Below are 12,855 nucleotides of genomic sequence, written 5' to 3' on the forward strand. Positions count from 1 at the left end.
CGCGAACGGCTGTAAATCGTCGTACGGGTGTTCCCGTTGCCGGACATGACTGTGCCCGGCACCGCCATTGGTGCCGGGCACAGGATTCAGAGGGCTACCGCTAAGCGCGGCCGGCCGACTTCTGGGTACGGCGCGAGACCGAGTCCAGGACGACGGCGGCCAGCAGCACCACACCGGTGATCATGTACTGCACGGCCTGGGTGGAGCTGCCGCCCATGTACAGGCCCGTGATGATCGACTGGATGACGAGGATGCCGAGTACCGCCGACCAGGGGGTGCCCCGGCCGCCGAAGAGGCTGGTGCCACCGATGACGGCCGCCGCGATGGACATCATCAGGACGTTGCCGCCGCCGAGGGTGCTGTCCGCGACGCCGGACTGCGAGGCGATGAACAGACCGCCGAGGCCCGCGAGGAACCCGGAGATGGTGAACACCGAGATGCGGATCCAGGCGACGTTGATACCGGCACGGCGGGCGGCCTCGATGCCACCGCCGACCGCGAAGATCTGCCGGCCGTAGCGGGTACGGCGCAGCACGAAGCTGGAGATCACCACGATCAGCAGGAAGATCGTGATGCCGAGCGGCAAACCGCGCGCCTGGTTGAAGACGGCCGCAATACCGAAGGCGAGCGCCGCAACGACACCGGAGCGCAGCGCGATCTCGCTCAGCGGGCGGTACGGCAGGTCGACGGCCTTGCGCCGGCGCCGGTCGCTGAGCTGGGACAGCGCGTGGACGGCGACCGCGACGATGGCCGCGGTGTTGGCCCAGGCGACGTTGGAGAAGTAGGTGTTGTTCAGCGAGTAGATGACACCGTCGGCGATGTTGTTGAGCGAGAGCGTGTTGCCCAGGACCTGCAGCTGGAGGCCGCTCCAGCCCAGGAAGCCGGCCAAGGTGACCACGAACGCCGGGACGCCGATCTTGGCGAAGAAGAACCCCTGCAGCGCGCCGATGGCGGCTGCGGCGAGCAGCGCGAGGATCACGGCCTGCGTCTCGTTCATGCCGTTCTTGACGGCCATCACGGCGGCGAGCGCCGCGGTCAGACCGGCGAGGGAGCCGGCCGACAGGTCGATCTCACCGAGCAGCAGCACGAAGACGATGCCGGTGGCGATGAGGCCGGGGCCGACGATGTACTGCGCGATGTTGCTGAGGTTGTCCGGCTCCAGGAAGCGGCCGGTGGTGCCCTGGAAGATGGCCCAGATGATGATCAGGCCGCAGACGACCGGGACGGCGCCGAGCTCGCCACCGCGGATCTTCCGCTTGAACTCGGTGAGGTAGCCGCCGAAGCCCTCCTCACGGATGAGCAGTCGGGGGTCGACCGCGGTGTTGGCCCCGGCGGCCGCTTCCGGGTTCTCGACGATGTGCTCGTCGACGGGCGTCGCCTCGGGCGTGGAGGTCTTGTCGGTGCTCACTTCTGAACCTCCCCGTTGCTACGGGCCGCACGACGGGTCACGGCGTTGTCCGTGGCGCCCGTGATGGCGGAGATGATTTCTTCCTGCGAGGTGGACTTCACCTCGAAGACGCCGTTGTTGCGGCCGAGCCGCAGAACCGCAACCTCGTCGGCGACAGCCTTCGCGTCGGCCATGTTGTGGGTGATGAGGATGACGGCGAGGCCGCGCTCGCGCAGCCGCTCGACCAGGTCGAGAACCTGAGCGGTCTGCTCGACACCGAGAGCCGCGGTGGGCTCGTCGAGGATCACGACCTTGGGGTCGCCGACCAGGGCGCGGGCGATCGCCACGACCTGGCGCTGACCACCGGAGAGCGAGGCGATCGGGATGCGCACGCTGGGGATGCGGATGGAGAGGGTGTCCAGGAGTTCCTTGGCCCGCTTCTCCATGGCGACCTCGTCGAGCACCGCGGCCTTGCCGAGCTCGCGGCCGAGGAAGAGGTTGGCCACGACGTCCAGGTTGTCGCACAGGGCGAGGTCCTGGTAGACGGTGGCGACGCCAAGGTTCTGGGCGTCGTGCGGCCGACCGATCGAGACCGGCTTGCCCTCCCACTCGATGACGCCCTCGTCGATCGGGTGGACACCCGCGATCGTCTTGACGAGCGTCGACTTACCTGCGCCGTTGTCGCCCACCAGGGCGACTACTTGGCCTGCGAAAACATCCAGATCGACATCGGTGAGCGCCTGAACCGCACCGAACCGCTTGGACACTCCGCGCAACGCCAACACTGGCGTAGCGGACACGTGAACCATCTCCTTCGCCGCCTGACCGGCGGGGATTTACCACACTGACGAGGGGTGCCGCGCCGGGGCAACGGGGGCTGAGGTCAGCACCAGGAACCGGGCTACGTCCGCATCAACGCGCGAAAATCTGAGTTGTGCAAGGGCCGTGGGGGGATACGGCCCGAGAGGGGGGGTGAAAGGTGCCGGCCGCGCGGCACATGTGCCTGCCGCGGCGGCCGGTCTTGGGTGATCCGTCAGTGGGTAAGGCGCCCCGCCCCGATCGCGGGGCATGCGGAGGAGCGGAGCGCCGTACCGGTCTGCGGACTACGAGATGCCGGCGGCCTTGCAGGCGGCGGCGTAGTCGGCGGTGCAGATCTCGGACACCTTGTAGAAGTTGTCCTTGATGATCGTGTCCTTGATGTTGTCCTTGGTCACGACGGTCGGCTCGAGCAGCGACGACGGGATGCCCTTGTTGCTGGGGCTGTCGATCGTCGTGTCGGCCAGCGAGTCGATCGCCTTGCCGTTCAGGAGGTTGACCGCGATCTCGGCGGTCTTCTCGGCCTCCGGCTTGTACGGCTTGTAGATCGTGAAGGACTGCGTGCCCGCGAGGATCCGCTGGAGGGCGGCGAGCTCGGCGTCCTGGCCACCGACCGGGATGTTCTTGATGCCGGCCGACTCGAGGGCGGCGATCACGCCACCGGCCATGCCGTCGTTCGCGGAGTAGACCGCGTCGAAGCCGTCCTTGCCGAGGGAGGTGATGGCGGCGCCGACCTTCTGGCCCGCGATCGCCGGGTCCCACTCACCGGACTGCTCGTAGACGATCTTGCCGACCTTGGAGTCGAGGACCGAGTGCGCGCCCGTCTTGAACAGCGCGGCGTTCGGGTCGCTCTCCTTGCCGTTGATCATCACGACGTTGGCGGTGGCGGCCTTGGAGCCGAGCGCGTCGACGAGGGCCTGGCCCTGGAGCTGGCCGACCTTCTCGTTGTCGAAGGAGACGTACGCGGAGACCGGGCCCTCGGCGAGGCGGTCGTACGCGACGACCTTCACGTCCTTCTTCGCGGCTTCCGTCACCCACGCCTTGGCGGACGGGGAGTCCACCGTGTCGAGGATGATGACCTTCACGCCGGAGGCGATGAGGTCGTCGAACTGCTGCTTCTGGGTGGAGACGTTCTCGCTGGCGTTCTTGTAGTCGACCTTGCAGTCGGAGCAGAGCTCCGTGACCTTCGCCTTGATCAGCGGGTAGTCGAACGACTCGTAACGCGTGGTCTTGCTCTCGGGGAGCAGCAGGCCGATCGTCTTGTTGTCGCCGGAGGAGCCACTGTCATCCCCGGCCTCGCCACAAGCGGCGAGCGACGCTGCCATCGCGGTGGCGGTGAGAGCCACTGCGGCACGACGCGCGAACGTGTTCATTTTGTAAAACCTCCCTGACGAGGCCGCGTCGTTGCGGCCGAGGTGGCTCGAAGTCAACTCGGCCGTACGTGCGACGTCAAGAAGTAAATACTTAACGAGATGGCAACGGCCTCGTGCGTTCTCTAAGTGAAGGCGGGGCTCGCAGCATGCAGAGACCCGTCCAAAAGGGTCGAATCGCCCATTTCGCTGAGTGCGAGAGCGAGCGCTCCGAGGACCTCCGCACGGCCCCCAAGGGCCCCTGGAAGGACCGAGAGTTGACGTGCGGCGCTGGGGATCGCGTAGCGGGCCACCGACTCCCTGATGGGCCCGAGAACCAGCTCCCCGGCCTCGGCGAGATCGCCGCCCAGGACCACCCGGCTCGGGTTCAGCAAATTGCAGAGGTTCGCCACTCCACTGCCGATGTGGCGGCCGACGTCGGCGATCACCCGACGGCAGCCCGGATCACCGTCCCGCGCCAGCCTGACGACGCCTTCCATGTTCAGATCCGTGCCGTGGCTGGACTGGAGGAGCGGCAGCACATAGCGGGCGGCCGCGAAGGTCTCCAGGCAGCCCCGGTTACCGCAACGGCAGACGGGGCCGGATTCATCAAGGGTAATATGCCCTATTTCTCCCGCTGTGCCACCCGGGCCGCGGTAGATTTTGCCGTTGATCACCAGGCCGGCGCCGACACCGCTCGCGACCTTGATGTACGCCAGGTCCTTGACCCCGCGCCCGCTCCCCCAGACCAGTTCCCCCAGTGCGCCCAGGTTGGCGTCGTTGTCCACGTGCACCGGCACTCCGAGCCGTCCCCCGAGCTCCTCGGCGGGCTTCGTGCCGGTCCAGCCCGGCAGGATGGCGGTGGAGCCGAGGGTGCCCGACTCGACGTCGATCGGCCCGGGCACGCCGAGGCCCACGCCGGCGATCTTCGTCGGGTCGACACCGGTTGCCGCGATCAGGCGGCTGACCAGCTCTTCCGCCCGGTCGAAGCCCTGCGCGGCGGAGGCGTCCACATCCAGCGGCTCGGACTCCTCGGCGAGCACCTGATGGGCGAGGTTCCCGACCGCGACGCGCAGATGCGTATGCCCGAAGTCGACGCCGATGACGATGCCCGCGTCGCCGCTCAGACTGACGCTGCGGGCCCGTCGGCCGCCGGCCGAAGTGGGTGTGACCTCGACCGTTCCCCCGTCCTTGAGCTCCCGGACGATATTGGAGACGGTCGCCGCGGACAGGCCCGTCGTCCTCGCGATCTCCGCCTGCGTGAGCGAACCGGCGAGACGCACCGCACGTACGACGCGCTCCAGATTGGCTCGGTGCAGCGACGACTGCGATCCCGGAGTCTCCATCGACTCATCCACTCCCGCCGTAGGTGGGCGGCCCCGATGCCGCCCATGTGACCCAGGTCACAGCAGTGGAACCCGGGTCACTACAAGTTGTGAACTCCAAGCTCCGCTGAACGGGTTACCGCAGTCAAGTCCTTGACGGAAATCGGGGCCGCCGAGCAACAATCCGTTTCCGTCACCCTGCGGACACGTACTCGCCACTCCCCGGTCGGAGGAGGTGAACACGAAGGGGCGGGTGATGCGCCGGCGAACGGCGTTGCAAAGTGCTACTTGAGCGTCGCCGAGGTGAGACCTCCCTGGACCTGGCGCTGGAAGGAGAGGTAGACGACGAGCATCGGGATCATCGCGATGGTCACACCAGCGAAGAGGACGGGGAGGTCGGTGGCGTAACCCTGCTGCTGCTGGAGCTGGATGAGGCCCTGAGTCAGGACATAGCGCTCCGGATCGCCGCCTTTCTGTGGCTGCATCAGGACGGACGGGAGGATGTACTGGTTCCACTGGCCCAGGACGTTGAAGATGCCGACGCTCAGCAGGCCGGGCTTGGCCATGGGCAGCATGACCTGGAAGAAGGCCCGGGTGTGTGAGGCGCCGTCGAGCACCGCCGCCTCGAAGACCGCCGTCGGCAGCGTCCGGAAGAAGGCGTGCATGAAGAAGACGGTGAAGGGCATCGAGTAGGCGACGTACACCAGGATCAGCCCCTGGTACGTGTTCAACATCTCGAGACGCTTGACCATGAAGAACAGCGGCACCAGGGCGAGGAACACGGGGAACATCGCCCCGCCGACGAAGAAGTAGTAGATGAAGCGGTTGCCCGGGAACTCGTAGCGGGCCAGGACGTAGGCCCCCATCGAGCCGAAGAGCATGGTCAGCGGGACCGAGAAGACGAGCACGATGATCGTGTTCGTGAAGTAGTCGCCGATGCCCTTGTCCCAGGCCCTGCTGAAGACGTCGAGCTGCCAGTTCGACGGCCAGCTCAGAGCCGAACCGCCGATCTGCGCATCGGTCTTGAAGGAGCCCAGGACCAGCCAGATCAGCGGCAGGACGATCAACACGGCCCACAGGACCAGGAATCCGTGCGAGAAGACGTTGAGGGTGATGCCCTCGCTCCGCCCGGCGCCGCCCGGACGGGGCGGTGCCTTGGTGACCGACGGCCTGCCGGGAATGCCGTCGCCGGTCTGCGTCGGCTCCTTGATGGGTGCGCTCATTAGTCTGTCTCCGCCTCAGAACTCGATGCGCTCGCGGCGGGTGGCGCGCAGCGTGACCACGGACAGGATCAGGGTGAGGAGCAGCATGACCACGCCCATGGCGCAGGCGTAGCCGCTCTTTCCGAAGTAGAGGAAGTTGCGCATCATCACGTTCGCCATGACGTCGCTGTGGTTGTCCGGGCCGCCGCCGTAGCCGGTGCCCGAGGTCATGGTGGAGACCAGGACGAACATGTCCATCGCGATGATGCCCAGATAGACCCAGGCGGTCTGCACGGTGTCCCACAGCAGCGGCAGGGTCACCCGGAAGAAGGTCTGCGCACGGCCGGCGCCGTCGAGCAGCGCGGACTCGTAGATGTCCTTCGGGACGGACTGCATCGCCGCCGAGAACAGCACCAGATAGAAGCCCACGCCGTGCCAGACGACCACGGCCATCAGGCACCAGAGGACCAGGTTGGGCTCGTTCATCCACTCGATCGGGCTGCTCGCGTCCACCAGGCCCAGTTTGACCAGGACACCGTTGAGCAGACCGCCCTCGTCGCTTCGGTAGACCGCCCCGAAGAGCACCGCGAGGATCGCCAGCGAAAGCACCTGCGGGAAGAAGTAGACGATTTTGTAGAAGCCCGAACCCGTGACGCCCTGCACGCCGCCGGAGCCGCCCCGCCCGCCCGCGTTCACCATGAAGGCGAAGAACAGGGCGAGCAGGATGGTGATCACCGGGATGAACACCAGGAACAGGAGGTTGTGCCAGATCGCACCCAGGAAGATGTCGTCCTGGAACAACGCCTTGTAGTTGTCCAGACCGACGAAACTGAATGTCTGCGACTGCCCCTGCCAGTCGGTGAAGGAGTAGCCGATGGTCTGTATGTACGGCCAGATCACGAAGATCAGATACAGAGCCAATGGTGCGAGGAGAAACCCCGCGACAAACCGGTACTGCCCTTTTCGCATGGCATCCTGCCCCTGGTGTTCCGGTGTGCTTGATCAGTCGCGGTGGTTCTTCTTGGACTCCGGGTCCTTGGCCGCCTTGTCCACGGCCGCCTGGGCGCGCTTCAGCCATTCCGCGGGCTGAATTCGCTTGGCCATCAGTTCATTTGACGCGTTCTGGATCGAGACGTCCATCTCGCTGTACCAGTTGGGGTACAGGAAGTTGAAGGTGTTGTCGCCCGCGGCCTTCGAGGCCTCGACCGTGGACTGGGTGCCTGGGCGCAGCTCCACACCGGAGTCGACGCCGTCCTTGAGGATGCTCAGCGAGTTCGCCTGCTGGGCGAAGAGTGTCGACCACTCCTTCGAGAGCATGGAGCGCAGGAACTCCTGGGCGCCGGCCAGGTTCTTGGCCTTCGCCGGGATGATGAAGGGCTCACCGGAGCCGGCCCGGATCGCCTCGAAGGGCAGCTTGCTGTCCGGGAGGTTCGGCATCGGCAGGAACTTCATGTCGAAGTCGGCCGGGGTCTGCTTGAGCTGCTCGTTCTCCAGCCAGGAGCCGGAGGTGATGAAGGCGGCCTTGTACTGGTTCCAGCGGGTCTGCGACTCGGTGTGGGTCAGGCCGTTGGTGCCGGCCATCAGGTAGCCCTTCTCGACGACCTCGTAGATCGCCTCGATGGCCGCCTTGGCGGCGTCGTTGCCGACGAACGCCTTCGGGTCGAGGTTGTCGATCGCCTTCATGGCGTCCAGACCGCCCTTCTTGGCGATCAGGTCCATGATGGCGACGTTGATGTAGTACGGGTACTTGCCCTGGTGCGCGAGGCCCCCGATGCCGTCGTCCTTGGCCGCCTTGCAGACCGCGAGGAACTCGTCCCAGGTCTTCGGCGCCTCCCAGCCCTTGTCCTTGAAGAGCTTGCCGGAGTACCACAGGCCCCACACCGTGTAGACGTACGGGAGAGCGACGTTCTTGCCGCCCTGCAGACCCGGGTCGAGCGTGCCGGGGATCAGGGTGTCGCGGACCTTCTTGCTCGGGTCGTCGATGGACGGCGAGTCGAGGACGGCGGCCAGGTCGAGGAGCTGGCCGTTCTTGAAGAGCACGTCGAGCTTGATCTGCTGGGCGCCGGAGTCGTCGACGACGTCGGGCGGGGTGTTGTTGTTGAAGCGCGGCTGGAGTTTGCCGGTGATCTCCTGGGTGCCGGTGTGCGCGCTCTTGGTGCCCCACTTCTTGTCGAAGGCCGCCTCCCAGGCCTTGGCGTAGTCGTCGCCGTAGCCGCCCTTGAAGATGACGACGTCGAGCGCGCTGCTCTTCGCCACCCCGAAGGGGTTCTCGGCGCTGGTCGCGCCCTTGGTCGGGTCGTCGGAGGTGTCGTCGCCCCCGCCGCTCGCACAGGCGGACAGGAAGCTCATCGTCGGAACGGAAATCAGGCCGAGCGCTGCCGACCGCTTGATCAGATCGCGCCGTCCGACGCCCTCGGGGTTGCTGTTCTCGGCGGAATTGGATCCCATGCTCAAGTCCTCGCCTTCTTCAGGACTCAGGCGGTGAACCGGATCCTCCCCGGCACCGCGGTTAGGTCAAGCTGGGGTCGTACATGAGGGATTCAGTGGAACGACACGGTGGTCGGTGCATATGACACGGTCCGCCGCCTCCAGATTTCCCCCCGGGTCGCGCCTGTACACAGCCGTCGAACAGCTGGGCAGACGCCGACAGGTATAGTCCACTTCCCGCCAACTGAGCAAGATCGAATGCACGTTTGGCTGTTGGTCTTTTCCGAGTTGAGACCTCGCGGAAATGTGGAGGGCCCGTGCGTTACCCCGAAGAAGATCCACAGGGTGCCAACCTCCCATGATGGGAGTAATGCGCGGCTTGTCGTGCGGCATTCACCCCGGACGCCACTTTCAACACCCTTGACATCGCTGACAACTTGACTCCCTACTGGTCCTTGCGCAGCGAATCTGACAACGTTGTCCAGGTGCAGGGAGGGTGCTCGCGCATGCAGCACAGAGCTCGGTACAGACGGAGTTCTCCGGCTAGGCGCAGAGGGGGCTGGACCGCAGTTGTAGGGCTGGCCGCCTTCTCACTGCTGGTCGCCTCACAGGGCGCGGCAGTGGCCCTGCCCGCCCAAGCCGCCGCCCCCGACCAGGAGTTCGCCTCCTCGTTCGAATCGGGTGATCCCGCACCGAACTGGCTGAACACGGTCGATATGACACCCGAAGGAGTGAAACGGGCGTCGGGTGTCGACGGCGGCTACAGCACCGGCATCCCCGGAAATGTGACCGACCAGGTCACCGACGTCCGGGCCAATGGCGAGAACACGGGCGGGGGCGAGGTGAAGGAGAACCTCGCCGACCTCGAGCCCAGCACCAAGTGGCTGGTCTTCGAGCCCACCGGCTGGGCGGAGTTCGACCTGAGCGCGCCGGTCAAGGTGGTCACGTACGCGCTGACCTCGGCCAACGACCACGACGAGCGCGACCCCAAGGACTGGACCCTCCAGGGCTCCACGGACGGCAAGGACTGGAAGACCCTCGACACGCGCTCCGGCGAGTCGTTCGGCGAGCGGTTCCAGACGAAGTCGTACGACATCGCGAGTCCCGTCGAGTACCAGCACTTCCGGCTCGACATCACCAAGAACAACGGCGGCGACATCCTTCAGCTCGCCGACGTCCAGTTCTCCACGGGCGCCACCGAGGACCCGACGCCCAAGGACATGCTCTCGCTGGTGGACCGCGGCCCCAGCGGCTCCCCGACGGCCAAGGCGGGCGCGGGCTTCACCGGCAAGCGGGCCCTGCGGTACGCCGGTACGCACAAGGCGGACGGCCGGGCGTACTCGTACAACAAGGTCTTCGACGTCGATGTGGCCGTCGGCCGCAACACCGAGCTGTCGTACAAGGTCTTCCCGTCGATGGCGGACGGCGACCTGGACTACGACGCCACGAACGTGGCCGTGGACCTGGTGTTCACGGACGGCACCTATCTGAGTGACCTCAAGGCCCTGGACCAGCACGGGTTCGCGCTGACGCCGCAGGGGCAGGGCGCGTCCAACGTCCTCTACGTCAACCAGTGGAACAGCGTCGCCTCGCGGATCGGTTCGGTCGCGGCCGGGAAGACCGTGGACCGGATCCTGGTGGCGTACGACTCCGCCAAGGGCCCGGCGAAGTTCCGCGGCTGGCTGGACGACGTGTCGCTGAAGACGGTGGCGCCCGAGAAGCCGAAGGCGCATCTGTCCGACTACGCGTCGACCATCCGCGGCACCAACTCCAGCGGCGGCTTCTCGCGCGGCAACAACTTCCCCGCGACGGCCGTCCCGCACGGCTTCAACTTCTGGACGCCGGTGACCAACGCGGGCTCGCTGAGCTGGCTCTACGACTATGCGCGGTCCAACAACGCGGACAACCTGCCCACCATCCAGGCGTTCAGCGCGAGCCATGAGCCGAGCCCCTGGATGGGTGACCGGCAGACCTTCCAGGTGATGCCGTCGGCGGCCTCCGGCACCCCCGCCACCGGCCGTGACGCACGCGAGCTCGCCTTCAACCACGACAACGAGATCGCGCGCCCGTACTACTACGGCGTCACCTTCGAGAACGGTCTCAAGGCCGAGATGGCGCCCACGGACCACGCGGCCGCGCTGCGGTTCACATATCCCGGCGACGACGCGAGTGTCGTCTTCGACAACGTCACCGACCAGGCCGGGCTGACGCTCGACAAGGAGAACGGGATCGTCACCGGCTACTCGGACGTGAAGTCCGGGCTGTCGACGGGGGCGACGCGGCTCTTCGTGTACGGGGTGTTCGACGCGCCGGTCACGGAAGGGGACTCGTCCGGGGTCAAGGGCTACCTGAAGTTCGACGCCGGCGACGACCGGACCGTCACCCTGCGCCTGGCCACCTCGCTCATCAGCGTCGACCAGGCCAAGGACAACCTCCGCCAGGAGATCCCCGACGGCACGTCCTTCAACAAGGTCAAGGCGCGGGCCCAGCAGCAGTGGGACGACATCCTCGGCACGGTCGAGGTCCAGGGCGCGACGCCGGACCAGCTGACGACGCTGTACTCGAGCATGTACCGGCTGTACCTGTACCCCAACTCCGGCTTCGAGAAGGTCGGTTCGAAGTACCAGTACGCCTCGCCGTTCTCGCCGATGCCGAGTCCGGACACACCCACCCACACCGGCGCGAAGATCGTCGACGGCAAGGTGTACGTCAACAACGGCTTCTGGGACACCTATCGGACGACCTGGCCGGCGTACTCACTTCTGACTCCCGGTCAGGCGGGTGAGATGGTCGACGGGTTCGTGCAGCAGTACAAGGACGGCGGCTGGACCTCGCGCTGGTCCTCGCCCGGATACGCGGACCTGATGACCGGCACGTCCTCGGACGTGGCCTTCGCGGACGCGTACGTGAAGGGTGTCGACTTCGACGCGGAGTCGGCGTACGACGCGGCGGTCAAGAACGCGACCGTCGTCCCGCCCTCCTCCGGTGTGGGCCGCAAGGGCATGACCACCTCGCCCTTCCTCGGCTACACGAGCACGGACACCCACGAGGGCCTGTCATGGGCTCTGGAGGGCTATCTCAACGACTACGGCATCGCGAAGATGGGCGAGGCGCTCTACAAGAAGACCGGCGAGAAGCGCTACAAGGAGGAAGCCGCGTACTTCCTCAACCGGGCCCAGGACTACGTCAACCTCTTCGACTCCCAGGCCGGCTTCTTCCAGGGCAAGGACGCGACGGGCGACTGGCGGGTCGAGTCGTCCAAGTACGACCCGCGCGTGTGGGGTTACGACTACACCGAGACGAATGGGTGGGGGTACGCCTTCACCGCGCCGCAGGATTCAAAGGGTCTAGCGAATCTGTACGGCGGTCGGAGCGGGTTGGCCGAGAAGCTCGACACGTATTTCGCCACGCCCGAGACGGCCTCGCCGGACTTCGTGGGCTCGTACGGCGGGGTCATCCATGAGATGACGGAGGCCCGTGACGTACGGATGGGCATGTACGGGCATTCCAACCAGGTGGCCCACCACGTGAATTACATGTACGACGCGGCGGGCCAGCCCTGGAAGACGCAGGAGAACGTCCGCGAGGTCCTCTCCCGCCTCTACACCGGCAGCGACATCGGGCAGGGCTATCACGGCGACGAGGACAACGGCGAGCAGTCGGCCTGGTACCTCTTCTCCTCGCTCGGCTTCTATCCGCTGGTGATGGGCTCCGGCGAATACGCCGTCGGCTCCCCGCTGTTCACCAAGGCGACGGTTCATCTGGAGAACGGCAAGGACCTCGTCGTCAAGGCGCCGAAGAACAGCGCGAAGAACGTGTACGTGCAGGGTCTGAAGGTCAACGGCAAGAAGTGGACGTCGACTTCGCTCCCCCACTCGCTCATCTCCAAGGGCGCGGTGCTGGAGTTCGACATGGGCCCGAAGCCGTCCTCGTGGGGCACCGGCAAGAACGCGGCGCCCGTGTCGATCACGAAGGACGACAAGGTGCCCGCGCCGCGTACTGACACCTTGAAGGGCGCGGGCGCACTGTTCGACAACACGTCGGCGACGGAAGCGGGCGTCGAGTCGGTGGAGCTGCCCGTCACCGCGTCCACCGAGGGAGTTCAGTACACGCTGACGTCACCCTCGGACCACACCAAGGCGCCGACGGGCTGGGTCCTCCAGGGCTCGTCCGACGGCACCAAGTGGACCGACCTGGACAAGCGCTCCGGCGAGTCCTTCACCTGGGACAAGCAGACCCGGGCGTTCTCGGTCGCGAAACCGGGCTCGTACACCCACTACCGCCTGGTCCTCGACGGTGCGGCGACGCTGGCGGAGGTGGAACTGCTGGCCTGACCGATACCCCCCACG

The 12,855-nt window shown here is 66.3% G+C and carries 8 protein-coding genes; 1 reads left to right on the forward strand and 7 read right to left on the reverse strand.

Annotated features, from left to right (window positions below):
* Nucleotides 1-100: 100 nt before the first annotated feature.
* The 7 genes from OG266_RS10455 to ngcE form a co-directional block, all read right to left on the reverse strand.
* On the reverse strand, nt 101-1,408 hold the full coding sequence (locus tag OG266_RS10455) for a sugar ABC transporter permease (RefSeq protein ID WP_371544918.1): 1,308 nt from the start codon (nt 1,406-1,408) through the stop codon (nt 101-103).
* Nucleotides 1,405-2,196 (reverse strand): ATP-binding cassette domain-containing protein, encoded by a 792-nt coding sequence (locus tag OG266_RS10460; RefSeq protein ID WP_266474142.1) that lies wholly within the window; start codon nt 2,194-2,196, stop codon nt 1,405-1,407. Before OG266_RS10460 ends, OG266_RS10455 begins: the two co-directional genes overlap by 4 nt.
* Before the next feature lie 294 nt (nt 2,197-2,490).
* Nucleotides 2,491-3,576 (reverse strand): sugar ABC transporter substrate-binding protein, encoded by a 1,086-nt coding sequence (locus tag OG266_RS10465; protein WP_266474143.1) that lies wholly within the window; start codon nt 3,574-3,576, stop codon nt 2,491-2,493.
* Between the two features lie 122 nt (nt 3,577-3,698).
* Nucleotides 3,699-4,898, reverse strand: coding sequence for an ROK family transcriptional regulator (locus OG266_RS10470; RefSeq protein ID WP_266474144.1), 1,200 nt, complete (start codon nt 4,896-4,898; stop codon nt 3,699-3,701).
* Nucleotides 4,899-5,161: 263 nt separating this feature from the next.
* Nucleotides 5,162-6,100: a carbohydrate ABC transporter permease gene (locus tag OG266_RS10475; RefSeq protein ID WP_371544921.1), complete on the reverse strand. Its 939-nt coding sequence runs from the start codon at nt 6,098-6,100 to the stop codon at nt 5,162-5,164.
* A gap of 15 nt (nt 6,101-6,115) precedes the next feature.
* Nucleotides 6,116-7,048, reverse strand: a complete 933-nt coding sequence (locus OG266_RS10480) for a carbohydrate ABC transporter permease (RefSeq protein ID WP_371544924.1) — start codon at nt 7,046-7,048, stop codon at nt 6,116-6,118.
* A gap of 33 nt (nt 7,049-7,081) precedes the next feature.
* On the reverse strand, nt 7,082-8,527 hold the full coding sequence (ngcE, locus tag OG266_RS10485; RefSeq protein ID WP_266474148.1) for an N-acetylglucosamine/diacetylchitobiose ABC transporter substrate-binding protein: 1,446 nt from the start codon (nt 8,525-8,527) through the stop codon (nt 7,082-7,084).
* Between the two features lie 485 nt (nt 8,528-9,012).
* Here ngcE and OG266_RS10490 point away from each other — a divergent pair, with 485 nt between their 5' ends.
* On the forward strand, nt 9,013-12,840 hold the full coding sequence (locus OG266_RS10490) for a GH92 family glycosyl hydrolase (RefSeq protein ID WP_371544927.1): 3,828 nt from the start codon (nt 9,013-9,015) through the stop codon (nt 12,838-12,840).
* Nucleotides 12,841-12,855: the final 15 nt, after the last annotated feature.

Source organism: Streptomyces sp. NBC_00554, assembly GCF_041431135.1.
Taxonomy (GTDB): Bacteria; Actinomycetota; Actinomycetes; order Streptomycetales; family Streptomycetaceae; genus Streptomyces.